At 69.6% G+C, this 26,020-nt stretch carries 21 protein-coding genes and 1 pseudogene; 11 read left to right on the top strand and 11 right to left on the bottom strand.

The window, feature by feature from the left end:
* Nucleotides 1-3 precede the first annotated feature (3 nt).
* Nucleotides 4-705 (top strand): SDR family oxidoreductase, encoded by a 702-nt coding sequence (locus GQ464_RS13090; protein ID WP_166976260.1) that lies wholly within the window; start codon nt 4-6, stop codon nt 703-705.
* 58 nt (nt 706-763) lie between these two features.
* Here GQ464_RS13090 and fusA read toward each other — a convergent pair whose 3' ends face one another.
* Nucleotides 764-2,884 carry an elongation factor G gene (fusA, locus tag GQ464_RS13095; protein ID WP_166976263.1) on the bottom strand — a complete coding sequence of 707 codons (2,121 nt, stop codon included), beginning with the start codon at nt 2,882-2,884 and terminating at the stop codon, nt 764-766.
* A 324-nt stretch (nt 2,885-3,208) separates the two neighbouring features.
* On the opposite strand from fusA, the gene tsaB reads away from it, so the two are divergent.
* Both tsaB and accD read left to right on the top strand, forming a co-directional pair.
* A complete protein-coding gene (gene tsaB, locus GQ464_RS13100) occupies nt 3,209-3,937 on the top strand; it encodes a tRNA (adenosine(37)-N6)-threonylcarbamoyltransferase complex dimerization subunit type 1 TsaB (RefSeq protein WP_166976267.1) in 729 nt (242 codons plus the stop codon).
* 77 nt (nt 3,938-4,014) lie between these two features.
* Nucleotides 4,015-4,872: an acetyl-CoA carboxylase, carboxyltransferase subunit beta gene (gene accD / locus GQ464_RS13105; protein ID WP_166976270.1), complete on the top strand. Its 858-nt coding sequence runs from the start codon at nt 4,015-4,017 to the stop codon at nt 4,870-4,872.
* A gap of 173 nt (nt 4,873-5,045) precedes the next feature.
* Here accD and GQ464_RS13110 read toward each other — a convergent pair whose 3' ends face one another.
* Nucleotides 5,046-7,208 carry a GspE/PulE family protein gene (locus GQ464_RS13110; protein ID WP_228350283.1) on the bottom strand — a complete coding sequence of 721 codons (2,163 nt, stop codon included), beginning with the start codon at nt 7,206-7,208 and terminating at the stop codon, nt 5,046-5,048.
* Nucleotides 7,209-7,435: 227 nt separating this feature from the next.
* Between GQ464_RS13110 and GQ464_RS13115 the strand changes: the two genes are divergently transcribed.
* The 4 genes from GQ464_RS13115 (at nt 7,436) to GQ464_RS13130 (ending at nt 9,889) form a co-directional block, all read left to right on the top strand.
* Nucleotides 7,436-7,699, top strand: a complete 264-nt coding sequence (locus tag GQ464_RS13115; protein WP_166978273.1) for a hypothetical protein — start codon at nt 7,436-7,438, stop codon at nt 7,697-7,699.
* Nucleotides 7,700-7,858: 159 nt separating this feature from the next.
* Complete coding sequence (locus GQ464_RS13120) at nt 7,859-8,635, top strand: acyl-[acyl-carrier-protein] thioesterase (RefSeq protein ID WP_166978271.1); 777 nt, start codon at nt 7,859-7,861, stop codon at nt 8,633-8,635.
* 23 nt (nt 8,636-8,658) lie between these two features.
* Nucleotides 8,659-9,516 carry a mechanosensitive ion channel family protein gene (locus GQ464_RS13125; RefSeq protein ID WP_166978269.1) on the top strand — a complete coding sequence of 286 codons (858 nt, stop codon included), beginning with the start codon at nt 8,659-8,661 and terminating at the stop codon, nt 9,514-9,516.
* A gap of 43 nt (nt 9,517-9,559) precedes the next feature.
* The gene (locus tag GQ464_RS13130) at nt 9,560-9,889 is read left to right on the top strand and encodes an SCP2 sterol-binding domain-containing protein (RefSeq protein WP_166978284.1); all 330 of its coding nucleotides are present in this window, start codon (nt 9,560-9,562) and stop codon (nt 9,887-9,889) included.
* 11 nt (nt 9,890-9,900) lie between these two features.
* Here GQ464_RS13130 and GQ464_RS13135 read toward each other — a convergent pair whose 3' ends face one another.
* Nucleotides 9,901-11,259 (bottom strand): class II 3-deoxy-7-phosphoheptulonate synthase, encoded by a 1,359-nt coding sequence (locus GQ464_RS13135; RefSeq protein ID WP_166978267.1) that lies wholly within the window; start codon nt 11,257-11,259, stop codon nt 9,901-9,903.
* 82 nt (nt 11,260-11,341) lie between these two features.
* The gene (locus GQ464_RS13140; RefSeq protein ID WP_166978265.1) at nt 11,342-12,301 is read right to left on the bottom strand and encodes a threonine ammonia-lyase; all 960 of its coding nucleotides are present in this window, start codon (nt 12,299-12,301) and stop codon (nt 11,342-11,344) included.
* 33 nt (nt 12,302-12,334) lie between these two features.
* Here GQ464_RS13140 and coaE point away from each other — a divergent pair, with 33 nt between their 5' ends.
* Nucleotides 12,335-12,958 carry a dephospho-CoA kinase gene (gene coaE / locus GQ464_RS13145; protein ID WP_166978264.1) on the top strand — a complete coding sequence of 208 codons (624 nt, stop codon included), beginning with the start codon at nt 12,335-12,337 and terminating at the stop codon, nt 12,956-12,958.
* A gap of 5 nt (nt 12,959-12,963) precedes the next feature.
* On the opposite strand, the gene GQ464_RS13150 is transcribed toward coaE, so the two are convergent.
* The gene (locus GQ464_RS13150) at nt 12,964-14,643 is read right to left on the bottom strand and encodes a carboxylesterase family protein (protein WP_166978262.1); all 1,680 of its coding nucleotides are present in this window, start codon (nt 14,641-14,643) and stop codon (nt 12,964-12,966) included.
* Nucleotides 14,644-14,874: 231 nt separating this feature from the next.
* Here GQ464_RS13150 and GQ464_RS13155 point away from each other — a divergent pair, with 231 nt between their 5' ends.
* The 3 genes and pseudogenes from GQ464_RS13155 to GQ464_RS13165 all read left to right on the top strand — a co-directional run bounded on the left by GQ464_RS13155 (nt 14,875) and on the right by GQ464_RS13165 (nt 17,671).
* A complete protein-coding gene (locus GQ464_RS13155; protein ID WP_166978260.1) occupies nt 14,875-15,624 on the top strand; it encodes a class I SAM-dependent methyltransferase in 750 nt (249 codons plus the stop codon).
* Between the two features lie 84 nt (nt 15,625-15,708).
* On the top strand, nt 15,709-16,311 hold the full coding sequence (locus GQ464_RS13160) for a lysophospholipid acyltransferase family protein (RefSeq protein ID WP_228350284.1): 603 nt from the start codon (nt 15,709-15,711) through the stop codon (nt 16,309-16,311).
* Between the two features lie 187 nt (nt 16,312-16,498).
* Nucleotides 16,499-17,671, top strand: a pseudogene (locus tag GQ464_RS13165) (GAF domain-containing sensor histidine kinase).
* Here the strand turns inward: GQ464_RS13165 and GQ464_RS13170 are convergent.
* From GQ464_RS13170 to GQ464_RS13195, 6 genes are all read right to left on the bottom strand, one after another.
* The gene (locus tag GQ464_RS13170) at nt 17,632-18,840 is read right to left on the bottom strand and encodes a DUF3095 domain-containing protein (protein ID WP_166978254.1); all 1,209 of its coding nucleotides are present in this window, start codon (nt 18,838-18,840) and stop codon (nt 17,632-17,634) included. The pseudogene GQ464_RS13165 and the gene GQ464_RS13170 overlap by 40 nt on opposite strands.
* Nucleotides 18,841-18,856: 16 nt before the next feature.
* The gene (locus GQ464_RS13175) at nt 18,857-21,580 is read right to left on the bottom strand and encodes an alpha-amylase family glycosyl hydrolase (RefSeq protein WP_228350285.1); all 2,724 of its coding nucleotides are present in this window, start codon (nt 21,578-21,580) and stop codon (nt 18,857-18,859) included.
* A 131-nt stretch (nt 21,581-21,711) separates the two neighbouring features.
* Entirely contained in the window at nt 21,712-23,016 is a 1,305-nt protein-coding gene (gene argH / locus GQ464_RS13180) for an argininosuccinate lyase (RefSeq protein ID WP_228350286.1), read from the bottom strand.
* 8 nt (nt 23,017-23,024) lie between these two features.
* Nucleotides 23,025-24,101: a M20/M25/M40 family metallo-hydrolase gene (locus GQ464_RS13185; protein ID WP_166978252.1), complete on the bottom strand. Its 1,077-nt coding sequence runs from the start codon at nt 24,099-24,101 to the stop codon at nt 23,025-23,027.
* A 4-nt stretch (nt 24,102-24,105) separates the two neighbouring features.
* Complete coding sequence (argB, locus tag GQ464_RS13190; RefSeq protein ID WP_166978250.1) at nt 24,106-24,918, bottom strand: acetylglutamate kinase; 813 nt, start codon at nt 24,916-24,918, stop codon at nt 24,106-24,108.
* Between the two features lie 20 nt (nt 24,919-24,938).
* Nucleotides 24,939-25,988: an N-acetylornithine carbamoyltransferase gene (locus tag GQ464_RS13195; RefSeq protein WP_166978248.1), complete on the bottom strand. Its 1,050-nt coding sequence runs from the start codon at nt 25,986-25,988 to the stop codon at nt 24,939-24,941.
* Nucleotides 25,989-26,020 lie beyond the last annotated feature (32 nt).

Below are 26,020 nucleotides of genomic sequence, written 5' to 3' on the forward strand. Positions count from 1 at the left end.
ACCGTGCCGCACGTCGTCATCACCGGAGCCAGCCAGGGGATCGGTGCGGCCCTCGCCGAAGCCTTTGCCCGCGAGCCGGAAGCCCGGCTGGCCCTGCTGGCCCGTTCCCGTGACCGGCTCGAAGCCGTGGCCGCCCGCTGCCGCACGCTCGGTGCGGAGACGGCCGTCCACCCCTGCGACGTGACCGACGACGCGGCCGTCGCGGCCGTGGCCCGGGCCCTGCTCGAGGCCTGGGGGCCGCCCGACGTGCTCATCAACAACGCCGGCCTTTTCCTGCCCGGCGATGCGCTGGGCACCGGCCCGGACGACTTTCGCGCCCAGCTGGCCGTCAACCTGACGAGCGCCTTCGTGGTCACGCACGCGTTTCTTCCCGCCATGCTCGAACGCGGGGAGGGGCACGTGTTCTTCCTGGGCTCGGTCGCGTCCCTGAAGGGGTATCCGCGCGGGGTGGCCTACTGCGCCGCCAAGCACGGCGTGCTCGGGCTGGCGCGCGCCCTCCGGGCCGACACGATGCACCGGGGCCTGCGGGTGACCACGCTGTTGCCCGGGGCCACCTTCACCCCCAGCTGGGAGGGGGTGGACCTGCCCGAGGAGCGCTTCATGCCCCCGGAGGACGTCGCCCGGGCGGCCGTCGAGATCTATCGCCTGAGCGAGCGCACGGTGGTCGAAGAGATCCTCCTGCGGCCCCGCGAGGGCGACCTTTAGGGGCGGATCGGCCGGTGGAGGTGCACCGGTCCGTCGCCGGCCCCGGGAGGAGCCGGCCTCAGGCTTCCTCCAGGGCGGCCGCCTCGGCAACCACCTTGTCCTGCACGTGGCGGGGCATGGGTTCGTAGTGGCTGAAGGTGGCCCGGTGCAGCCCGCGTCCCTGCGTCAGGGAGCGGAGCGCCGTCGAGTAGCGGTAGAGCTCCGCCTCCGGCACCTGCGCGATGATCTTCTGGAACGGTCCCTCGGCTTCGATGCCCTGGATGCGGGCACGGCGCGTGTTCAGGTCGCCCATCACGTCGCCGGTGTAGGCCTCCGGCACCAGGATCTCGACGTTGTAGATCGGTTCGAGCAGCACGGGGTTGGCCTGCCGGAACGCCTCGCGGAAGCACATCCGGGCCGCCGTTTTGAAGGCCGCCTCGTTCGAGTCGACCGAGTGCATGCCGCCGTCGTAGATGACGACGCGCACGTCGCCCACCGGATAGCCGGCGATGGGGCCGTTCTGCATGGCCTCGGCCACCCCTTTCTGGATGGCTCCGAAGAACCGTCGCATGTCGATCACACCGCCGACGATGGCATCGATGAACTCGATCCTGGCGCCCCAGGGCATTTCCATCTCGGCCTTGCCGCGCACCGTGATGTCGGCGTCGGGCTGGAATTCGCCGTTGAGGGGTTCCACCAGGAGCGCGATGTCGGCGAACTGCCCGGCGCCGCCGGTCTGTTTCTTGTGGCGATACTTGGCCCGGGCCTTCGTCTGCACCGTCTCGCGGTAGGCGACCTTGGGGCGGGCGAACTCGACGTCGACGCCGAAGCGGCTCTTGAGGCGGTAGCGGGCGATCTCGAGCTGCATCTCGCCCTGCCCGCCGATGACGATCTGGCCCAGGAGCGGGTCGTGCGTGACCACGAGCGAGGGGTCCTCTTCGACGAGCTGGTGCAGGCCCTGGGCCAGCTTGTCTTCCTCGCCTTCCCGCACCGGGCGCACGGCGACGCTGTAGCGCGGCTCGGGAAACGCGATGGGTTTGATGACGACCCGGCTGCCCTTGCGCCGCAGCGTGTCGTTGGTGTGGGTGGCACGCAGCTTGACGAGGGCGCCCAGGTCCCCCGCCACCATTTTGGCCACCGGGTCCCGCTCGCGCCCGTTGATGGCGTAGAGCTGTCCCAGCCGCTCCATGTTGCCGGACTGGGCGTTTTCCAGGTCCATGCCCTGTTCCAGCGTGCCCGCATAGACCCGGAAGAAGGAGTAGTCGCCCACGTGCTGTTCGGCCATCGTGCGGTAGATGAACGCCACCGGTTCGGCGGCCGGGTCGGCCTGGACCGGCTCGCCGGAGGTCGTCTCGGCCGGCGGCATCTCGGCCGGCGAGGGGCACACGTTGTCGATGAAGCTCATCAGGCGGGTGACGCCGATCTGGTTCGTGGCGCTCGTCAGAAAGATGGGGAAGAGCTCGCGCCGGAGCATCGCCTCGTGCAGGCCCTGCCGCATCTCGTCCTCGCTCAGTTCGCCCTTCTCGAAGTAGAGCTCCATGAGGGCCTCGTCATTCTCCGCGATGTTCTCGACGAGTTCGTTGTGCAGTTCTTCCGCCTCTTGCTGGAAGGCCGGGTCGATGTCGCCGAGTGCGGGGTTGCCGTGCTCGTCGAAGGTGAGTTGCTTCATCAGGAGCACGTCGATGATCGAGCGCGTGCCGGTGCCGGCGGGCAGCTGCACGACCGTTGCGCCCCGCCCGAAGCGCTCCCGGACCTGGCGGACGACGTCGCGGAAATCCACGCCGGGCTTGTCCATGTGGTTGAAGACGAACATGGCCGGCTTCTGCATCTGCTCGCCGGCCTGCCAGGCCAGCTCCGTGCCCACCTGAACGCCTTCCGCCGCATTGATCACGTACAGGGCCGTGTCCGCCACCTTCAGCGCCGCGATGACCTCGCCGACGAAGTCGGGGTAGCCGGGGGTGTCGAGGATGTTGATCTTGTGCCCCTTCCACTCGACGTGCAGCAGCGAGGTGAACACGGACATCTGGCGTTCCCGCTCGCTCGGGTGGTAGTCGCTCACGGTGTTGCCTTCCTCGATGCTGCCCATGCGCTGCAGGGCCCCGCTGGCATGGAGCATCGCCTCCGCGAGCATCGTCTTGCCGCTTCCCTGATGTCCCACCAGCGCAATGTTCCGAATGTGATCCGCATCGTAGACGTTCATACACTTGCTCCCCTTTGTACCGCACCGGGCGGTGAATCCAACGTGCCACGGAAAAAAGCGCCACACGACCCGGAGCCGGTGGCGTTCTTCGGAACGCGGGCCTGAAGCCGTCGCACTCCGCAACCCGACAAAGATACGCGTGATGGTGAAATAGTCAAGAAGCCGGAGCGGGGCCGGACACATTAACGCGGCCATCCGGGTTGGAGCGCGGATAGCCGGCCCCGGGCGGATCGCCGCCGTCGCCGGATCCGTCCGGGCCCGCGTATCCTGCGGGCCGTCCTGCCGTTGCGGAACCGGGCACGGCTTTCGGCTTTTGCACAGCGTATGTCTTGCCTGCTCGCCATAGAGACCGCCACCGACGTGTGCAGCGTGGCCCTGATGCAGCACGGCACCGTCGTGGCGGCGTCGACGCTGGTTCGGCCGCGGGCCCATGCGGAGAACCTGGTGCCGATGATCCGCGATGTGCTCGGCTATGCCGGGGTGCCGCCGGAGCGACTGGAGGCCGTGGCCGTCTCGAAGGGGCCGGGCTCCTATACCGGCCTCCGCATCGGTGTGAGCACGGCCAAGGGGCTGGTCGTCGCGCTGGGGATTCGCCTCGTGGGCGTGCCTTCGCTCGAAGCCCTGGCCGCACAGCTCGTCCCGGTGACGGCGCCGGGCGACCTGATCTGCACCGCCTTCAACGCCCGGCGGGACGAGGTCTATGTCGCCGCCTTTCGGCGGGCCGCGGACGGTCTCACGCCGGCCGCCGAGACGGCGGCCCTGCCGGTGACGGCCCTGGCGGACTGGCTGCCCTCGCCCGGGGCCGGGCGCCTCTGGCTTGCCGGCGAGGGGGCCCCGGCGGTGGCCGCGGCGTTGCCGCCCGCCCGCCGGGAGGACCTGCACCTGGTCGATCCCGCCTGCCTGGTTCCCGATGCCGGCGCCGTGGCCCGCCTCGGCCGGCTCCGCCTGGAACGCGGCCAGACCGAAGACCCCGCCACGTTCGAACCTTTTTATCTCAAACCGTTCGTCGCTCGAAAGGCCCCGCGCTCGGCTTTCGAGCGCCTTCCTTTCTGAGAGCCTGCCGGCGTGGGGCGCTCCCGGCGGGCCGCCCCCGCCCGGACCGCCCCGCCCGGATCAACCCGAAACCGACTATGGCCTGGTTCAGACGCAAAGAAGCCGGCATCCGCACCGGACGCGCCGAGCAAAACGACGTGCCGGAGGGCCAGTGGATCAAGTGCCCCGAATGCAAGGAGATCGTCAATCGCCGGACGCTTGAAGAACAGCTGCGTGTTTGCCCCAAATGCGGCTATCACTTCAAGATGGACAGCCTGGGCTATTTCCGTCTCCTCTTTGACGACGGTCGCTACGAGCTCTTCGACGAGCACCTTCGACCCGTCGATGCCCTCTCGTTTGTGGACCGCAAGCCCTACACCGCCCGGCTGCAGGAGGCTTCCCGCAAGACCGGCCTGCACGACGCCGTGCGCAGCGCCGTGGGCCTCGTTGGCGGGCATCGCCTCTCGGCGGCCGCGCTGGACTTTACCTTCATCGGCGGCTCGATGGGGTCGGTCGTCGGCGAAGTCGTCGCCCGGAGCATCAAACGGGCCTATACCGAGGAGATCCCTCTGCTCATCATCTCCCAGAGCGGCGGGGCCCGCATGATGGAAGGCGCCCTCAGCCTCATGCAGATGGCCAAGACGAGCGCTCACCTGACCCGCCTGGCCGAACGCGGCCTGCCCTACATCTCGCTCATGACCAACCCCACCACCGGGGGTGTCACGGCCTCGTTTGCCATGCTGGGCGACTTCAACCTCGCCGAACCCAAAGCCCTCATCGGCTTCGCCGGGCCCCGCGTCATCCGCGAAACGATGGGGCAAGACCTGCCCGACGGCTTTCAACGCGCCGAGTTTCTGCAGGAGAAGGGGTTCATCGACTTCATCGTGGACCGCCGCCACCTCCGGACCCGGCTCATCCACCTCCTCGACCTGGTCCTGGAGCCGAAGTCGTCCTGAGGCCCGCATACCATGTAAAACGCCCGGCACCGCCATGCGGCACCGGGCGTTTACAGCTACTGGATAGACATCACCCTTTAAGAGGCCTAGAGTAGCTCACCCGCTCCCAATATAGGCGCCTGCGGGGCAAAGGCAAGCCGGTCTTCGACCAACCCGCTTTTTCTTTCGACGAATCAGAGGGATCCGCCCGTGACGCGCAGGAGCTCCTCGATCGACGTGTCGCCCATCTTGACCACCTCGCGGGCGGAGTCCTGCAGCGTCAGCATGCCTTCCTTGACGGCCTGGTCCCGGAGCGCCTCCTCGTCGATCATGTCTTCGGCTTCCATGATCATGCTCCGGATCGTTCGGGAGAAGAGCATGGCCTCGGCAACGGCCCGGCGGCCCTTGTAGCCGGCGCCCCGGCAGGTTTTGCAATGCGGGTCGTTCCCCGGCCGGTAGAAGGTCGTCGCCGCGATCTCTTCCGGTTTGAAGCCCAGATGCCCGAGGAGGTCGTGGTCGAGGTCCGTGTCCACCGTCTTGCAGGTGGGGCAGAGCTTGCGGATGAGCCGCTGCGCCACGACCAGGTTGATCGCGTACGCGATCAGAAACGGCTCCACCCCCATCTTGTAGAGCCGGCTGACCGCACTCGGGGCGTCGTTCGTGTGCAGCGTCGAAAACGTCAGGTGCCCCGTGTTGGCCAGCTTGATCGCCAGCTCGGCCGTGGCCCGGTCGCGCATCTCCCCCACCATGACGATGTCCGGGTCGTGCCGCAGAATGGCCCGCAGCGCCCCCTCCAGGTCGAGCCGGTGACTGAGCTTGATCTGCCGCACGCCCTTGATGATGTACTCGACGGGGTCCTCGACCGTCAGCACGTTGACCTTGGGGCTGATGACCTGGTGGAGGGCCGCCACGAGCGTGGTGCTCTTGCCCGAGCCGGTCGGGCCGGTCAGGATGACCATGCCGTGCGGCTCGCGGATGGCGGCGTTGAAGCGTTTGAGGGCGACCTCCAGCATGCCGAGTTCGCGCAAGTCGGTGAGGACCTTGCGGTCGTCGAGGACGCGGATGACGATGCTTTCGGCGCGGATTTCCTGGGCGGCGGAGGCGATCGGGAGGACGGAGACGCGGAAGCGGATGAGGGCGCCGTCGATCCAGCGCTGGATGAAGCCGTCCTGCGCGATGTCCCGGTCGAAGCGGTCGACGCCCGCGGCGTTGTCCTTGGCGACGGCCAGGAAGGCTTCCGGATGGATGCGCTCTTCGGTGTGCCAGCGTTTCAGCTCGCCGTCGATGCGGAAGTGGATCTCGATCTGCCGGTCGGGGTTGGGGTAGATGTGGATGTCCGAGGCGCCCTGGTGCACGGCATCGACGAGGGCGGCCTCGAAGAGGTTGATGAGGGAGGAGCGGCTGATTTCGGCTTCGAGGGCCTCCTCGTCGATCAGCTCGTTCTGCCGGTCCTCGTAGCTCATCCCCAGGTCGAAGGCCATGGGGTCTTCGTTGAGGCGTTCGAGGAACTCGTTCTTGCCCAGGAACGCCTGCGTGATGAGCGAGGTGATGACCGACTCGGGGGCGTAGCGAAGCTCGAACCGCCGGACCGCCAGCTGCTGCAGGAGGTGGTTGACCTCGGGCCGGGCGGGGTCGTTCGTGGCAAAGATCCAGCGCAGCTCGCCCCGGTAGGGCTCCTTCTCCTGGGCCACGGGCAGCACGAAGAGGTCGATCATCTGATCCCACTGCTCCTCCGTGAAGACTTCGTTGATCCCCCGGAGGAACTGCAGGGTTTCGTCTTCGCGGAGCTGGATCTCTTCGAAGGCGTAGACGCGGGCCGCCACGGCATAGAGGCGCTCCCGGTCGAGCTCCTTGTCGCGGGTCAGCACGCGCCACAGCGGCGTCTTGACGCCTTCGCGGCGCATGCGTTTCCACTGTTCGAGGGCCAGACGGACCTTCTTTTCCGGGACGATGCCCTGGGCCATCAACTGCGTCACCACGCGGTCCCGGCGAACCAGCATGGCAAACTCGTCGCCCGGGTCGGCCGGCGCCGGGTGACGCGGGTAGGGCGGTCGCGGCGGGGCCACCGCCGCCGGCGCGGCGCCGGGTGCCTCGGGCTCCACATCGACCGGATAGCCGTCGCCGCCGGCCTCCAGGTCGGCGTCCGGTGAGGGGCCGGGTTCCCGCTCGAACGAGGGGGGCGGTTCCAGGTAGACCGCTTCGGTGTCGGCGAAGAGATCGTCGTGCCGGGCCGGAGCCTCATCCGCCAGCTCATAGGACTCCGGAGCCTCCGGTGCCGAGACCGTGGCGTTGTCCAGCAGGCGCTGTATTCGCCGAAACTGCTGGCGAAAACTGAAACTCTCCGTTTTTTCTCTCATACCAGGCACTCCAGCGGCGCATCTCACCCGGACGCCCCCGGGGGCAGGGGCGGGGAAGCTTCGCCCTGTGTATCGGCGCGGACAGGGCACAGTTAAGCCTGGAATGCCAGTCTCGCGCCGGGACGGCGGCTTCGTCACATTTGCCCGGGGATGGCGGGTTGCATCCCGGGGCGCCCGGGCGCGTACGAAGCGACACGCACGGTTTCATCTTTTTTTTCGCTACGGCTATGCCCTGTCTGCTTGCTCTTCTGGCACTGTTCGTGCCGCGCCTCGTCATCCTGGGGCTCTGGTTCTTCACCCGCTGGTTCGAAGGACTTTTCGACACCCTCCTCTGGCCGGTTCTGGGCTTCCTTTTCGCTCCCACCACCCTGCTCTGGTACAGCGTGGTGCAGAACGTGTATGACGGCACCTGGGGAACGCTTCAGATCATCGTCCTCGTCATTGCCGTCATGATCGACTTTTCGCCCTCCGCCGGCAGGCGGAAAAAATAGGCCAGGTTCGTGAACGGGAGCCTTGCGCGGCGCAACGGCGGATCCCTTCCCTTCGCAATCCGCCTTCCCCGCATCCTTTGGACCCGCCCTTTGAGAAAGTTCGGCGCCGAACGCCTATCTTTCCGGAGGGTTTTGTTCGTCCGTCGATGCTCGCCTACCATGCCGCCGTCCGCCGATCCGTGGCAGGAGACGTTTCGTGTTCGCTCCTATGAAGTGGAGCCGGGGGGGCATGCCTCGGTGCAGACGCTCTGTCACTACTTCGAGGAAGCCGCCGGCAACCATGCGCAGGCGCTGGGTCTTTCGGTGGAACAGCTCGCCTCGCAGGGCCTGACGTGGGTTCTCTCCCGCCTGCACGTGCAGGTGGCGGCGTTTCCCCGGTGGCGGGACACGGTGCGCGTGACGACGTGGCCTTCCGGCCAGAACGGCCTCTTCGCCCTGCGCGAGTTTCAGGTCCACGACGAGGGCGGGCGGCTGCTGGCACGGGCAACGAGCGGGTGGGTGATGATCGATGTGCAACGGCGGCGCCCCGTGCGGCTCCCCGGCTTCCTCCGGGCCTACCTCTTCCCCCGCCCCGACCGGGCCGTCGAGGACGACTTCACCCGCCTCCGGCCGCCTCCGGACGGCTACGAACGGGCGCGTCGCTTCCACGTCCGCTACAGCGACCTCGATCTCAACCGCCACGTCAACAACGTGCGCTACGTGGAGTGGGCCGTCGAGACGCTGCCGCCGGCGTTCCTCGAAACGCACCGGCTCGCCGGGCTGGAGATCCACTTCCGGGCGGAGACCGGATACGATGCCGCCGTGATCGCCGAGGCGGCATCCGACGCGGCGGCCGGCACCGGAACCGGCTTCTGGCACCGCCTCCGGCGCGAGGACGACGACCAGGACGTGGCCGTGGCCCGGACCCGCTGGCGGCCCGCTGCCCCTTCGGACTGACCGACCACCAGACCGCTTGCGTCATGGATACGACCTGGGTTCAAACGATGCTCGATCTCGTCACGGCCTATGCCCTCAACGTCATCGGCGGGGTGCTGTTGCTCATCGGCGGGTGGGTGGTGTCGAAATGGGTGCACCGCGGCGCGGCCCGGAGCCTCGACCGGACCCGGCTCGACCCGACGCTCGCCCGGTTCTTTGCCAATGCGGCGCGCTGGCTCGTGCTCATCTTTGCCGTGCTGGCCTCGCTCGAGCTCTTCGGCGTGCAGACGACGAGCTTCATCGCCGTGCTCGGAGCGGCCGGGCTGGCCGTCGGCCTCGCTTTTCAGGGCACCCTGTCGAACTTTGCCGCCGGCGTGCTCCTGCTCATCTTTCGTCCCTTCCGCGTCGGCGACGCCGTCCGCATTGCCGGGCAGACGGGCAAGGTCGAGGAGATCGATCTGTTCATGACCAAGCTGGATACGTTCGACAACCGCCGGCTGATGATCCCCAACAGCAAGATCACCGGCGACGTCATCGAGACGATCACGTTCCATCCGATCCGTCGTGCGGACGTGGCCGTGGGCACCGAGTACGCGGCCGACCTGGACCGCGTCCGCAGCGTGCTCGAACGGGCGGCCGCCTCGGTCGAAGGGGCCCTCGACGACCCGCCCCCGCAGGTCGTGCTCACGGGACTCGGCGCCTCGTCCATCGACTGGGAGGTGCGCCTCTGGGCTCCGACGTCCGACTTCCTGGCCGTTCGGCAGGCCGCCCTGCGTGCCGTCAAGCAGGCCCTCGACGAGGCCGGCATCGGGATCCCCTTCCCGCAGATGGACGTGCACCTCGATCCGGCGGATACCCGCCCGGCGACACGGCCCCCCGGACCCGCCGGCGAGAAAACCTGATTTGAAAGGAGCCGAACCCGTCATCCACAACCCGGAGCGAGCCATGGCCATCGAAACCCTGCAAGACCTCTTCGAAGCCTACAAAGCGAACTTCGTCCCGGCGCGGGCCGAAGGCATCGAGGCCACCTTTCAACTGCATCTCAGCGGGGAAGGGGGCGGCGACTACGTCCTCCGCGTCCAGGACCAGGAACTGACCATCGAGGAAGGCGTGGCCGAGAACCCGACGACGACGCTCAAAAGCTCGGTCGAGGACTGGATCAACCTGAGCCTGGGCAAGGCCAACCCGATGACGTTGATGATGACCGGCCGGCTCAAGGTCAGCGGTTCCATCCCCATGGCGACCAGGTTCCAGTCGATGTTCCGCACGGGTTGAGGGCGTGGCGCTCAGGCGCGCATGCGCTGGTGCTTGCGGACGATGCGGAAGGCCATCTCCAGGGCCTGTTCCCCGTTGAGGCGGGGATCGACGTGCGACTTGTAGGCGCGCTCGAGGTCCGCCTCGTCGAGGCCGCGGGCCCCGCCGATGCACTCGGTCACGTCCTCCCCGGTCAGTTCGAAGTGGACGCCTCCGAGGTGCGTGCCCATCGCCGCGTGGATGTCGAAGGCCTGTTCGAGTTCGGCCAGGATGTTCTCGAAGCGGCGGGTTTTGAGGCCCGACTCGGTGGTTTCGGTGTTGCCGTGCATGGGGTCGCAGCACCAGAGCACCATGCGGCCGGTGGCCCGGACGGCTTCGATGAGGGGGGGGAGGCAGTCGCCGATCCGGTCGGCGCCGAAGCGGGTGATGAGCGTCAGCCGGCCCGGTTCGTCGTCCGGGTTGAGCCGGTCGAGGAGGTCGCACAGCCAGGAGGGGGTCATGTCGGGCCCGACCTTGAGGCCGATCGGGTTGGCGATCCCGCGGGCGTATTCGACGTGGGCGCCGTCCGGCTGCGCCGTGCGCATACCGATCCAGGGGAAGTGTGTCGAGAGGTTGTAGGCGCCGGGGCGGTGGGCCACGAAGCGGGTCAGCGCTTCCTCATAGGGCAGCAGGAGCGCCTCGTGGCTCGTGTAGAAGGTGACCCGTTCGAGGGCGTGCAGCGGGGCGTCCGAGACGGTTTCCATGAAGCGGATGGCCTCGGCGATGGCGTCGACGATGTGGCGATAGTCGGCGGCCAGGGGGGAATGCTGGACGAAGTCGAGGTCCCAGTATTCGGGGTGGTGCAGGTCGGCGAAGCCGCCTTCGGCCAGGGCGCGGATGAAGTTGAGCGTGAGCGCCGAGCGGCTGTAGGCTTCGAGCATGCGCCGGGGATCGGGGCGCCGTTCGTCGGCGGAGAAGCCGGGTCCGTTGATGATGTCGCCCCGGTAGCTGGGCAGCGACCGGCCGTTGCGCGTCTCGACGTCGGCCGAGCGGGGCTTGGCATACTGGCCGGCCAGGCGCCCGACGCGGACGATGGGCAGGCGCAGCCCGTAGACGAGCACCAGGCTCATCTGCAGCAGCACCTTGAGCCGGTTGGTGATGACGGCGGCGCTGCATTCGTCGAAGCGTTCGGCGCAGTCGCCGCCCTGGAGCAGGAAGCGCCGGCCGGCGGCGGCTTCGGCCAGCTGCTGTTTCAGGCGTTCGACCTCCCACGAGGTCACCAGCGGTGGCAGGGCGGCCAGGTGGGCCCGTACCGTCTCCAGCGCTTCCGTATCCTCGTAGTCGGGTTGTTGCAGGGCCTCCCGGTCCCGCCAGGAGGCCGGGTGCCAGTCTCGAACGGAAGGAACGACCATCTTCTAGAGCGTTGCAGTGTTTGGGTTTCGGATCCCGCAGGACCCCGGCGGCCGGTGGGCCGGCGCACGGACGCGCCGTCGTTCAAGCGAGGATGTTGCGGAGGGTGGCCAGGCTCACGTTGCGCCCGGAGAGGAGGACGACCACCGGCCCGGCGGGGGGAGGCACGTCGCCGGCGAGGCAGGCGGCCACGGTGACGGCGGCGGAAGGCTCGACGAGGTAGCGGTGGTGGTCGAGCATCCATCGAACGCCTTCGCGGAGGTCTTGCTCCGGGACCAGGGCGACGTGGTCCACCCGGTCCCGGAGCACCGCGAACGGCAGCACGCCGAGCCCCCCTTCCAGGCCGCCGGCCACCGTCTCGACGGGCGGCATCTCGGTCACGGCCGCGCCGCGTTCGAGCGAGCGCAGGAGGGCCGGCGAGGCCGCGAGCTGGCAGGCGACGAGCCGGGCGTCCGGCAGCCGTTCTTTCACATAGAAGCCGAAGCCGCCGGCAAGCCCGCCGCCTCCGACGGGCAGGAGGAAGGTGCGTGCTTCCGGCACGTCGGCCAGCACTTCGGCGGCCACGGTACCCCCGTTGCCGGCCATGACGTGCGGGTCGTCGTAGGCGCTGAGGAAGGGCAGGCCCGCCCGCGCCGCCTCCTGCCGTGCCCAGGCTTCGGTGGCATCATAGCCGGAAAAGGCCGACCTTACGACGCGGGCGCCCAGCGCCTCGATCGCCCGGAGCTTGGCCTCGTCCACGCCGGCGGGGACATAGATCGTCGCCGGAATGCCCAGCCGGTGGGCGGCATGGGCCAGCCCGATGCCGTGGTTCCCGGCCGAGCAGGTAGCCACCCCGTGCCGGCGGTCGGCTTCGGACAGCTTCGAGAGCGCGAAGAGGGCCCCCCGTACCTTGAACGAGCCGGTCAGTTGCAGGCATTCGAGCTTGAGGTAGACGGGCACGCCGAGCCGCGCCGAGAGCAGGGGGGCGGGCTCCACCGGCGTCCGGCGGACCTGCCCGTCGAGGAAGGCGACGGCCTCGTCGATCAGGCCCAGATCGAGTGTCATGAATCGCTTTTCAACCTTGTCCTGTATCACGGTATGGTGAAAACCCTCGGCGTCACCGGCGGGATCGGCAGCGGCAAGACGACCGTGTGCCGGATGCTCGAAGCCCTCGGCGCCCGTGTCTTCTACGCCGACGATGAGGCCAAGCGCATCATGGCCGAGGACCCGGCGGTCCGGGCCGAGCTGGTCGACGCGTTCGGCCCGGCCAGCTACGACGCCGCAGGGCGACTGAACCGGGCCTACCTGGCGCAGCAGGTCTTCGGGGACGAGGCGAACGTCGCCCGGATCAACGCCATCGTGCACCCGCGCGTCTACGCCGCCTTCGAGCAGGCCCGGCGCCGGGCGGAGGCCGACGGCGTCCCGCTGCTCGTCAAAGAAGCCGCCCTCATCTTCGAGACCGGCGGCGACCGCCACCTCGACGCCGTGGCCGTGGTCGATGCGCCCGTGGAGGAGCGCATCCGCCGGGTGGCGGAACGCGACGGTGCGACCCCCGGGCAGGTGCGGGCTCGCATGGCACACCAGTTGCCGCCCGAAGAACTCCGGCGCCGCGCCGACTTCGTCATTGAGAACGACGGCGACCTGGCGCACCTCCGCCGGCAGGTGGAACGGCTCTATCGTACCATGACCGGCCGGCAGACCGGGGCGCCGGGGACGGGCTGACCGCTTCATTCGCCGCCGGGAAGCACCGTGGGGGCGAGCGTGACGACCCCGGTGGCGCGGATCGCTTCGGCGGCCTCGGGCGGCAGGTGCCAGGCGTCGTCGAAGCGGCCCGCGGCGATGAGGTTCTCCCGGCTCCCTTCGAACAGGAGGAAGTCCGCATCCCCGGGAAGCTGGAGGGCCACGACGCCCAGCCCGAAGCGGAAGGCGTCGTCGCGGCCGTGCCACCAGGGCAGCCCGGCGCTGACGAGCACGTAGTGGCCCTCGTGGGGATAGACGTAGACCAGCCCGTACCGGTCCGTGGCCGCATCGTCGAGGTGGAGGGGCAGGCGGTCGGCGAGCCGGGCGATGAGGCGGTTGGTTTCCTTCGTGCCGAAGAGGACCAGGCTGCCGCTTTCGAGATCGCTGGGCCGCACCTCCTGGTCCGAGATGATGCGGGGGAAGACCATCACCCGTCCCCAGAACGGCCCGCGGTAGACGGACCAGTTGCCGGCCTGCTCGGCCACCGCCCGGCGGGCGGCCAGCACGTCCTCGCCGGGCTCGCCGGCCGTGCCGTAGACGTAGACGTGCCGCCCGGCCACGGCCGCCGTCATCGGTCCCTCGGCGCCCGGGCGTTTGCCCCGTGCCGGGGCCGGGCCAACCTGCCAGCGCCCGCCGTCCCGGTGGAAGGAGACGGAATCCGCCGCCGGCACCTCGAAGCGCTCACCGTCGAGCTCGACGGCGAGCGCCTGACCGGCGTCGAAGCGCGGGTGGCCGGAAAGGTGCAGCGTGAAGCCGTCGAGGGCGCCGGTGTCGATCCGGAGCCGGTTCGGGCCGGTGAACCGGGCGTCGATGCGGGCCGGGGTGCCGGGCGTGAAGGCGTCGAGGCGGAGCCAGTAGGCCCGGCGGGCGGCATAGCGCGCGGTGACGAACCGCACCCGCTCGGGGTAGGGGTTGCGCTCGAAGCGGGCGAACCAGTCGAAGATGCGGCCGCCTTCGTAGGCCTGCACCCAGCTGTCGTGCCCGACGCCCTCGTACTCCTCGTAGGCGACCTGCGTGTCCAGCGCCTTCAGGCTGTCCACCCAGGCGCGGGTGCCCTCGGGGCGTACGACCGGGTCGGCGCCGCCCTGGAAGAAGTGCACGGGCAGGTTGAGCGCGTTCGGGGCCAGCGTCCAGGTGCCGGGGGGCGGGGCCGGGCACACCGGCGCGATGGCTGCCCACAGGTCGGGCCGGGAGAGCCCGATCCACAGCGTGCCGCCGCCGCCCATCGACAGGCCGGTCAGATACATCCGGTTCTCGTCGATGGGGAAGCGCCGCCGCACGTCCGCCACCACGTCGAGCACGTCCTTCTCCGCGATGCCCTGGTAGCCCATCGTGCCCCGGGCATAGGGCGAGACGACGATGAAGTCCACGTCTTCCCATGCGGGGAAATAGCGGCTGGCTTCTACGTCCGTCTCGTCGCCCGCATTGCTTTTGCCGAAGACGCGCCGGAGGTTGAGCCGGTGGTTCGAGCCGGCGCCGTGCAGGCTCACGACCAGCGGGTACCGCCGCGTCTCATCGAAGCCCGGCGGGAGGTAGATCGCATACGGCTGCTCTGTGTCGTCCACGTCGGAGAAGAAGGTGAGCACCTGCGGTCCCGGTGGCAGTTTCTGTCCGGGGGCAGGGAAAGCGAGGAGCGAGAACACAAGCAGGGGCAACAGGCGTTTCATGGGAGGGTCCAGTCATGGGCGTGGTGGAGGACCCCATTTTACGCACGCCATACCGTGATCTCAATTCTCCCGCTGCACTTTTCAGGTAGGCATGGCACAAGGAGGCGTGTTGAGCAAGGGCATCGAGAGGAACGATTTTAGGCCACGAAGACACAAAGACACAAAGGGAAGGCCAGGGTGCTTTCATCCTTCCAGCCTTCACTATTCAATCTCCCATCCTACCTGTCCCCTATGTCGTTTCGTGATCATTTTTCTGCAGTGGCGGAGGCGTACGCCCGGTACCGCCCCGGCTATTCGCCCGCCGTCTTCGCCTTTCTGTCCGGACGGGTGCCGGTGCATGAGCGGGCCTGGGATGCCGGGACGGGGAACGGGCAGGCGGCACTCGGGCTGGCCCGGCACTTCGACGAGGTCGTCGCCACGGATGCCAGCGCCCGGCAGATCGAGCGGGCCGTGCCGCACCCGCGCATCACCTACCGCGTCGAACCGGCGGAGCAGACCACCCTGGCCGGGGCCTCGGTCGACCTGGTGACGGTGGCGCAGGCCCTCCACTGGTTCGACCTCGACCGGTTCTACGCGGAGGTGCGCCGGGTGACGCGGCCCCACGCGGTGCTCGCCGTGCTGGCCTACGAGATGTGCACCGTCACGACGGCGGTCGATGCGGTCGTAGAGCGGTACTACCGGGAGGTGCTGGACGCCTACTGGCCGCCGGAGCGAGCGTACTACCTGCGGGGCTATGACGTGCCGTTCCCGTTCGCGCCGCTGGAGACCCCCTCGTTCGTCTACGAAGTGGACTGGGACCTGGAGACGTTCCTGGGGTATCTCGGGACGTGGAGCGCCGCACGCCGCTATGTGGAGGACCGGGGGGAGGATCCCCGCGAGGCGATCCGGCGCGACCTGACGGCGGCCTGGGGCGCTCCCGGCGCGAGGCAGCGCATCCGCTGGCCCCTGATCCTGAAAGTCGCCCGGGTGCACGGCGGATGAACAGCCCGGGCTTTCCTGTAGGCCAGGGGGCGCACCCGCGAAGGGTGCGGCTACATCGCGCTGCACAACGACACCTTCAATAGCATGGCCCAGCGCTCTATCATGGATCTTCCCCGGCTCGGCCCCGAAGTCCCGCAACGTGGAAACGCCTTCACGCGATGGCTCGGGCGGACGGTGCTCCGCCTGATGGGATGGCGCATCGAAGGCACGCCGCCGAACCTGCGGCGGTTCGTCATCATCGGGGCACCGCACACGTCCAACTGGGATTTCGTCGTGGCCATGGCGGCCGCCTTCGCGCTGGACCTGGACGTGCACTGGCTGGGCAAGCATACGCTGTTCCGGGGGCCGTTCGGCCGGCTTTTCCGGTGGATGGGCGGCATTCCCGTAGACCGCTCGCGGGGGCAGGGCGTGGTCGAGGCGGCCGTGGCGGCGTTTCGCGCACGGGAGCGGTTCGTCCTGGGCCTCTCGCCCGAGGGGACGCGCCGCAAGGTGGACCAGTGGAAGACGGGCTTCCACCGCATTGCCACGGGGGCCGGGGTGCCCGTCGTGCCGGTGATCCTGGACTATGGCCGCAAGGCCGTCGTCATCACCCCGCCGTTCCATCCCACCGCCGACGTGGCCGCCGATCTGGCGACGCTCCGGCGGCGCTATCAGCCCGGGCAGGCCCGGTATCCGGCGTACTTTTGATGAGAGGGGGGCGTCCGGGGGCTTAAGTGACGCCGGCGAGGGGCGATACGAGAAGCGAAAGAGGTTTTGCAGGGCCGAGTGGGCCGGAGGCGTTTCCATGCGATTGGTCAGGGCATTGAGGCCGGGCAGGAGGCTACGTGCACCTCAATACGAGCGGCTGCTGGAGATCAGCGTGCGGCTCAACACGATGGAGGACCTGGACGACCTCCTGCAGTACATCATCGAGACGGCGGCGGGCGTGCTGGACTGCGAGGCCGCCTCGCTCCTGCTCTTCGAGGAGGAAGGGGGGTGCCTTCGCTTCGCTGCCGCCACGGGGTCCGACCCGGTGGCCATCCGGCGCATCCTGGTTCCCCTGGATGGCAGCATTGCCGGCGCCGTCTTCACCGAGAACCGTCCCCGCCGCATCGACGACGTCCGCGCGGTGGACGGGCACTTCGACGGGGTGGACCGGCAGGTCGGTTTCCGGACGCGCTCCCTGCTCGGTGTGCCGATGCGCATCGACGGCCGGCCCACGGGCGTGCTGGAGGCGCTCAACAAACGCACCGGCGCTTTCACGGACGCCGATGCCGAGGTGCTTACCATCCTCGCCGCGCACGCGGCCATTGCGTTGCGGAACGCCCGGCAGCGGCAGGCCCTGCAACAGGCCTACGATAAACTGGCCTCGTTCGACCGCCTGAAGTCGGATTTCCTGGCGCTGGCCTCCCACGAGTTGCGTACGCCGCTGGCGGCGATCACCGGGGTGCTGGACCTGCTCCGCGCCGAGGTCGAGGGGCCGCTGGCGTCGTTCGTAGAAGATGCGGGGGCCGCTGCCCGGCGCATGCGCGAGGTCATCGACGTGATGGGTTATCTGGAGCGCATCCGCACGGGCGGGCTGGAGGCATCGCTCCATCCGGTGTGCCTGAACGCCTTGATCGAGTGCATCGACCTGGAGATGAAACCGGAGGCCCGCCGGCGAGGGCACCGGGTGACGCTGGACCTGTCGGCGCCGAGCGTGTGTGTGCCGGGTGATGAGGGGATGCTACACCGCGTCTTCACCAGCCTATGGTCGAACGCATTGCGCTTCACGCCGGAGCCGGGCGAGATCACCGTGCGCCTGTGTGTGGAGGACGACCGGGCGCACGTCGCCATCCGAGACACCGGCATCGGCCTCGCGCCGGAACACCGGGAGCGCATCTTCGACGAGTTCTTCTAGGTCGAGGACCACATGACACGCCGCGAAGACGGCCTGGGCCTGGGCCTGACGCTGGCGCGCCGCTTCGTGGAGATCCACGGGGGCCGGCTCTGGGCCGAGAGCGAGGGGCCGGGGTGTGGCAGCACGTTTCACGTGGCGCTGCCGCTGGCCGTGCCGGGGCGTGCCTGATCACGGGGGTCGGCCTGGGCCTTGAGCATCCGGGCCGCCCGGGTGTAGCCCCCGCCGGCCCCGTCGACGAAGTGGACCTGCGCGCCCATCCGCTCGTAGACGAGGCAGGTCATCAGCGCGCTATCGGCCACGTGGAGGCCGTAGCGCAGCGTGCCCTCTTCCCGCTCCGCCTCCAGAAACGCCTGTAACGCGGTGCGGGCGGCAGGAGGACCCTGGAGCACCATGCGTAGCACGGCGTCGAGTTTGCGGTAGTCCGTTGTGGCCTCGATACGGCCGGGGTAGTCGCGCCAGCGGGTCGGCCCGGTGCGCACATCGAAGCGGATGAAGAGCAGCAGGAGGAACTGCTGGAACCAGATCTTGAGCGTGTAGGCGAGCCGGCGGAGCGGGGCCTCCGGCACGCGCACCTTCGGTTCCATGGCGTGCAGGTACGGCAGGCTGAACGATGCCCGGAGCCGGTCCGCGACGACGGGCCGCCGGTCGGTTTCGGGGCCGTAGCACCGGTCGATGGCGTCGAGGACGCGGCGGTAGGTGGCGTGCACGTCCGGCCCGAGGGCCTCGACGAGGAGCGTTACGGTCTCGCCGTGCCGCGCGCGGATGGGACGCCAGCGGCATTCGATGCCGGTGCAGTCGGGCGCGGGGGTGCCGGGTTCCGGGGCGAAGCGGTAGGCTCGTCCGTCCACGGGGTCTTTGATGCGACGCTCGGCCTCGGGTAGCCCGTCGCCCAGCAGGATAGCCTGGGCATAGCCCGGGTCCGGTGCGTAGCGGCAGAGCGTGAGGGTGTGGCCGGCGGCATACAGGTCGGCGACCGGCACGGCGCCGGCGCGCAGGCGCAGCCCGTAGGCCGCCTCCGCCTGCCGCTGCATGCCCGTCAGGGCGCGCCGCAGGGCCGGAAGGCATGAGGCGGGGGCCAGCAGCGTGGCGCCGTCGCCGCCGAAGACGAAGGGCAGCGAAACCGGTGCGGCGGCATTGAGCGCCGCCGCGATGCACGCCGCCCCGACGAAGTTGACCGCACGGTACCGCCCGGCCTCGACGGCCGCCGTCGAGCCTTCCACGTCCGCCACGAGGACGTACCAGTCCGGCGGCACCGGGTGGTGGTGGGCCGGGTCGGCCACGTCCCGGAAGTCCGTCACGGCGGGCAGGCGGGCGAAGAAGTCGTCGTTCGAGGTCATGGTGCCGGCCCGGCGTTCATTCCCGCACCCAGATCTTCACGCTCGTCGGCGGCAGGGTGAGGTCATGCGCGGCGCTGCCGTCGAGCGTCGCGTCGGGGCCGTCGAGGCCGGCGATGTGGTCGACGCGGTCGGCGTCGGCGATGAGGCGCCAGGTGTCGCCGGGCAGCGTCACGCCGGTGAAGGTCTGCTCGGCGCCGGAGGTGTTCACGAGCACCAGCACGCGGCCGTCGACCACATAGCCGAGCAGGTGCGGGTCCTCGGGGAGGATCCACCGGTAATAGCCCTCGGGCACGGGCTCCGCCCGGCGAAACACCTTGCCGGCGTCGCTCATCCGGAAGGCGATCAGCCCCTTCCAGTACGCCAGCATGCCGGCGTAGTCGTTCGGCCCGTCGGTGCGGCCCACGTTCTCCCAGACGAACCGGTTGGGAGCCCGCAGGTTGTACGTGTCGTCCCGCCCTTTGAAGTGGATGGGGCCGCCTTCGATCTCGCGCTCGAACTCCTCCAGCGGGGCCAGGCCCTTGCTCCGCATCATCTCGGTGCCGCCGTGGAGGACGACGGGGCCGACGGTGGTCATGAGCAGCGTCGCGGCGATCTTGTAGGGGCCGGCGTCCACGCCCAGGTTGCCGTTCCAGTCCTGTACGGCGAATCGGTCGGCCAGCGCCCAGTTGTCATGGATGTCCAGGTAGGCGATGCCCTGGTTGGGGGAGGCGGCTTCCTCGGGGTAAGCGTTGGCGAGCGCCCGCATGGCGTCCTCGCGGAGGGCGGCGTTGCCCCCGGCATAGCCCCGATCCGTGGCCTTGTCCACCAGGCGGAAGGGAGAGCCGATGAAGGCATCTCGGGTGGCATCCTGGAAGAAGGTGATCGGGGCGTCCTCCTTGTACCAGTCCCAGTCGGGGTTCTTACGGACCTCGGGGTCGCTGGCGTCGATCCAGGGCTCGCCGTAGAGGATGATGTCCTCGGGCAGCGCGGCCTTCAGCAGGTAGAGCGTCTGCTCGTCGATCTGCCCGGCCAGGTCGATGCGGAAGCCGTCGACGCCCAGCTCCTCGACGAACATCCGGCACTGGTCGATGAGCCACCGCTGCACCATCGGCCGGTCTTCGGTCTTGACCTCGTTGCCGAAGGGGCCGATGTGCTCCAGGTTTTCATCGGTGCGGTAATAGTAGGGTTTGTCGAGGGCGTTGAAGTTGAACAGGAAATGGCGGCCGTCCATGTTCTCGCCGGTGTGGTTGGGCACCAGGTCGATGATGACGGCCATGCCGGCGTCGTGGAAGGCTTCGACGAGGGCGCGGAACTGCCGGCGCTCGGTGCCCGGCGGCGTCCCTTTCTGGCGGTAGCGGCTCTCCACCGCGAAGGCGTGCGTGGTCCGGTAGCCCCACTGGTAGTTCTCCCGGTCGATGCCCATGGCCTGCGCGAAGGGGTCGTCGGCAAAGGCGGCCTGCCAGGCGTCGTCCGGGTAGTGAAGGTACTCCTGCACGGGCATCAGGTGGACGACGTTGACGCCCAGCTCCTTGAGGTAGTCGAACCCGACGGGCTCGCCCCGGCTGTTGGTCAGGCCCGGGGTGACCATGGCGGGAAACGTCCCTTTGAGGTCGTCGTCGACGGGCAGGAGGTCGGTGAAGTCCTGCACGTGCACCTCGTAGGCGACGACGTCTTCCATCCGGGGGCGGCCCCCGCGTACGGGGCGTGGCGGGGCCTCGGTGCGCCATACGCGCGCCTTGCCGAACGAGTCGAGGCTGACGCGGGCATACGGGTCGGTGACCTGCACGGGGTGGGTGCCGAAGAAGAAGTTGCCGGGGTCAGGCGGGCCGTAGACGCGGAAGTCGTAGTACACGCCGTGGTGATCGCCGGGCTGCCGGGCCTCCCAGACGCCGCCCCCCACGGGCGTCATGTCGACCACGGCGTCGGCCTCCTCGGGTTGCTGATCCGGGTGGAGGTAGAGGTAGAGCGCCACCCGCTCGGCCCGGGGGGCGAAGAGGCGGAAGGTGGTCTCGGCGGCATCCTCACTCACGGTCGCGCCGAGCGGGAGGTCGCTGTAGAGGGTGCGGAAGGAGGGATCGCGGCGGACGAGCGCCTTCAGCCCCTGATCCGGCAACGCCAGATAATAGACGCGCCGCCAGTCCAGGTCGAAAGCCGGGATGAGGAGGGTGCGGGAGGCCGTGTTCGGGAGGACGGCGGCCAGCGGGATCACGTCGCCCCGGGCGTTGGTCAGGCGGTAGGCCGCCGGGTCGAGCGGGCGCGTGACGCCGTCGCCGGAGACGTCGGCCCAGACGGCCCGCGGCCCGGCGATCTCGGCCTTCAGCGTGGGCGGGGTGACGCCGTGGAGGAAGACCAGGTTGCCCCCCTCGGCGTTGGGCGCCCCGGCCGGCGGGTCGAGCCAGATGCCGTCGTCGATGCGGTACTTGAAGGGGGTCCCCGGGGCCAGGCTACGGTAGGCCGGGTTGGGCACGGCCAGCACCCACACCCCGCCGTCGCGGGGGCGAAGCTGCCAGGCGGGCAGGTCCATGTTGCCGTCCCAGCTGCGGAACGGGCCGGTCACCACCACCCGCTCGGGCCGCACGCCGTACAGCCCGGCGTCGAACACGAAGTACGTGGTATCCCCGGCATGGACGTACCCCTGCCGCCGGGCCTCGTCCGTCAGCGGCTGGCCGGGCGCCGGGGCCACCGGCAGGGCGAGCGCCAGGAGCAGGAGCGAAGGAAGGACAAGAAAGCGAGAGACGATGGATCGGGGGATCCGGGGCATGGGGGCAGGCGGTTTCGAGGGACGGGAAGACCAGGGGAACGGGCGGCCCGCTGAAGGGCACCCTGGTCCCGCACGGGCTGCGGTTTGCTTCGGGGAGGAATATAGCGCCGGCGCACACAAAGGGCGACCGTTCATGCCGGCTCCAGCCAGTCCCGGTGGGCCTCGAGGCGCCGGCGGAGGAGGTCCGGGCGGCCCCGGCCGGGGAAGCCGTCCACCCGGTAGGCGGCCAGGGCGTCTGCGGCGTCCGGCGCGGCCCGCGTCCCGACGGCCTGTGCGGCCTTGCGGTAGGCCTCGCGGAACGGCACGCCGTCGCGGACCAGTTCCAGGGCGTGGGCTGTGGCATACAGCTCGGGTGTGCAGGCTTCAGCCAGCCGCTCGCGGTCGAAACGGAGTCCGGGCACGACGTGGTTCATCGCCGCGAGCAGGTCGCCGGCCAGCAGGGTGCACCGCATGACGGCCTCTTTGGTCAGCTGGAGGTCGCGGTGGTAGCCCGAGGGCAGGTTGGCCGGGAGCGTGAGCAGCACGTTCATCTCGGCCAGCAGGCGGTGGTACGTGGCCCGCGCCAGCTCCAGCACGTCGGGGTTCTGCTTCTGCGGCATGATGCTGCTGCCGGTGCAGTATTCGGCCGGAAGCTCCACGAAGCCGAACTCGGCGCTGTTGAAAAGCACTAGGTCGGACGCCATCCGGTTGAGCGTGGCGCCCACCTGCACGAGCGCGTGCGCCACGTGCAGTTCCAGCTTGCCGCGCGAGAGCTGGACGGCCGTCACGTGGGTCTGCACGCCGTCGAAGCCCAGCCGGCGGGCGACCTCCTCACGGGGCAGCTCGAGGTAGGGCACGCCGTACCCGGCGGCGCTCCCCAGCGGCGAGACGTTGACCTGCCCTGCCGCGTGGCGGAGCGCGTCGAGGTCGGCCAGGAGGCATTCGGCATAGCCCAGCGCCCACTGCCCGGCCGTGGTGGGCATGGCCCGCTGGAGGTGGGTGTAGCCCGGCATCAGGGCGTCGTCGTAGGCGTCGCCCAGGCGGCAGAGGGCCTCGGCGAGGGCGTGCACCTGCCGGCCCCGCGCCCGGAGTTGCTCGCGGAGAAAGAGACGGAGGGCGGTCAGCACCTGGTCGTTCCGGGAGCGCCCCGTATGGATCTTCTTACCCACCTCGCCCAGGTGTTCGGTCAGGTACGTCTCGATCACGGTGTGGCAATCCTCGTCCGCCGGTGTGACGGTGACGTGGCCGGCTTCGTAGTCTGCGAGAAGCTGCCCCAGGGCGTCTTCGATCCGGGCAAACTCCTCGGCGGAGAGGAGGCCGATCTGCGCCAGCCCCCAGGCGTGGGCCCGTGTCCCTTCGATGTCGTAGGGCAGCAGAAGCGTATCCCAGCGATAGTCTTCCCCCACGGTGAACCGCGTCACCCAGTCCTCGACGCGCGTGTCTTTCTGCCAGAGCATGGGCCTGTTCAGGTTGATGCTTCGTGCGTGGAAAAATAGGCCCGGATGATGCGTTTGTACACCGCCACGGCCTGCTCGACCTCGGCGACGGCGATGTGCTCGTCGGCGGTGTGGGAGAGGGGGCTCTCGCCGGGCCCGATCTTGACGGTGGGCACGTCGGCCAGGAAGATCCAGTCGGAGGCCGTGGGTGAGCCGAAGGGCTCGGCCTCGGGGAGCGCGGTGCGGCAGGCCCGCACGATGCGGGCGTCGGGCGACGTGGCGACGGGGATGAGGCGCTTGCTGTAGACCTCCACGTCGGACTCGACGTGCCGGGCGATGTATTCGGTCAGTTCCTTGTGCGTGTAGGCGGGCGTGGAGCGGATGTCGAGCGTGAGGGTGCACCGGTCCGGGATGACGTTGTTCTTCGTCCCGCCCTCGATCATGGTGACGTTGACGGTGGGGGGGCCGAGGAACGGGTCGGCGCGGTCGAACGTGAGGCGCTGGAGGGCGAGCACGTCGCGGGCGGCGCGGACGATGGCGTTGTCGCCCAGGTGGGCGCGGGCGGCGTGGGCGCTCCGTCCACGGGCGTGGAGCTTCAGGATGAGCAGCCCCTTCTGGGCCACGCAGGGCCGCAGGCCGGTGGGCTCGCCGACGAGGGCGGCGGAGAGTGGCGGCAGGTGGGGGCGCAGGTCCTGCAGGCCGTTGTAGCCGCCCCCGCCTTCCTCGCAGGCCGTCAGCGCCAGCAGGAGGCGGCCGTTCCGGGGCTGCCACCCCTCGTGCGCCAGGTCGAGGAGCGCCGTCATCATGGCCGCGCCGCTGGCTTTGGCATCCACGGCACCGCGTCCGTAGAGCCGGCCGTCCACCTCGGTAGGGGTGAAGGGGTCGTAGGGATGGTCTTCGGAGGGGGGCACGACGTCCAGGTGGGAGTTGAGCAGGAGCGTGTCCGGCCCTTCGCCCAGCCAGGCGTAGACGTTGTTGGCGTGGCGCCCCACGTGCACCCCGGCGGCCCGCAGCCGGGCCTCCACGAAGTCGGCGATCGGGCCTTCTTCGAGGCTGAGCGAGGGGAAGCGGATCAGGTCCTTCAGGAGGGCGACGGCGTCGGACATGGCTTCACGGGAGGATGCGCGTGGCGCGGCGGCGTTCGAGCAGGTCGTCCGGCGCGAGGACATACACGTCGGGGATGCCGGCCCGGAGGGCTTCGAAGGCGACGGCGAGCTTGACGCGCATGCCGCCCTGGATCCACCCGTCGGCCACGCCCCGCTCGAACGTGGCGGCGTCGCACCGGTCGAGGAGGGAAGCCGGATCGGACGGGGTGCGACGGAGGCCGCCGGCTTCGGTCACCAGGAGGAAGGCGGCGGCCCCGAGGGCGGTGGCCAGGTGCCGGGCCACGGTGTCGGCATTGACGTTGTACACCTGCCCGGCTGCGTCGATGCCGAGCGGCGCGATCACCGGGACGAAGCCGCCGGCCAGCAGGGCCGCGACGATGCCGGGGCGCACGGCCTCTACGTCGCCCACCCAGCCGAAGTCCACCGTCTCGCCGTCGACCTGCCAGGGGGGGCGGCGGACGACGCGGACCAGCCCGCCGTCGGCGCCGGAGAGGCCGGCGGCCGGCACCCCGTGGCGGTGCGCCTGGGCCACCAGGTGGGTGTTCAACTCACCCCGCAGGGTCCACCGGATGATGTCGAGGTCGAGGTCGGACGTCACGCGGCGTCCGTGGACGATGCGGGGCTCGTGCCCCAGTCGCCGCGCCATGGCTGTGGCCTGCGGCCCGCCGCCGTGTACCAGCACCACCGGCGTCGTCTCACGCAGCCGTGCCACGGCCGCCCACAGCGGATCGAGCCGCTCCGGCTCGGCCACGAGCGCCCCGCCCACCTTGACGACGACGGGCCGGGCGGCCTCCCTTCCATGGGGGTTCAACGACATGGTTGATGGCCGGGAATGGTTCAGTCCAGGACGAAGGCGGGGCCGAAGACCTCCAACCGGGGATGCGGGAGCCCCCACAGGTGTTCGAGGATGGCTTTCTGGGCGTGCAGGCGGAACTCGGCCTGGAGCAGGTGGATCGCCTGCGGCCCGTCGAGGACGGCGTCGTCCACCACCACCCCGCGCCGGACGGGCAGGCAGTGCATGAAGACCCCGTCGCGGGTGCGGGCCATCCGTTCGGCCGTCACGCGCCAGCCCCGGTGCGACGCGCGCAGGGCCGCCTCGGCGTCGGGGTCCGTGTACCGAAGCCGCCCGCCCCAGGCTTTGGCGTAGATCACCTCGGCCCCGTCGTAGGCCGCGTCCGGGTCGTCCGTCTCCTCCACGGCCGTGCCGTGGGCGGCCGCATACGCCCGCGCCGTTTCCATGACGCCCTCATCCAGCTCGAACCCCGCGGGACGGGCTACGGTGACGTGCATCCCCAGCCGGGCCGCCGCCAGCAGGGCCGAGTTCGGGACGGCCATGGGCAGCGCCTTCGGGTGATACGCCCAGGTCAGCACGAACCGCCGGCCCCGGACGTCGCCGTCGAAGCGGGTGGCGAGGGTGGCGGCGTCGGCCAGGGCCTGGCAGGGGTGGTAGAAGGCGGACTCCAGGTTGACCACGGGCACGCCGGCATGGCGGGCGAAGGTGTGCAGCAGGGCGTCGGTGCGGTCCTGCTCATAGTCGGTGCCGGAGGCGAAGAGGCGCACGCCGAGGGCGTCGTAGTACCGCGACAGCACCCCCACGGCCTCGCGGATGTGCTCGGCCTCGTCGCCGTCCATCACCCCCTCGCCCCAGGCAAAGCCCCACGTGCCGGAGCCTGGCGTGATCGTCGTGGCGTGGGCGCCGAGTTGCACGGCCGCCAGCTCCATCGACGTGCGCGTGCGGAGCGAAGGATTGAAGAAAATCAGCGCAATGCTCTTGCCGCGGGCGGCCTCCGTCCACGTCTTCCCGGCCCGGTAGTGGGCCACGGCGGCCGTCAGGCACCGCCTCCATGTCGCGTCATCGAGCAAATGCCAGTCGAGCAGGTGGGGCATGCGGTTCTAGGGTTTACGGGTTTCGCGTTGAA

It is taken from the genome of Rhodocaloribacter litoris, from assembly GCF_011682235.2.
Taxonomy (GTDB): Bacteria; Bacteroidota; Rhodothermia; order Rhodothermales; family ISCAR-4553; genus Rhodocaloribacter; species Rhodocaloribacter litoris.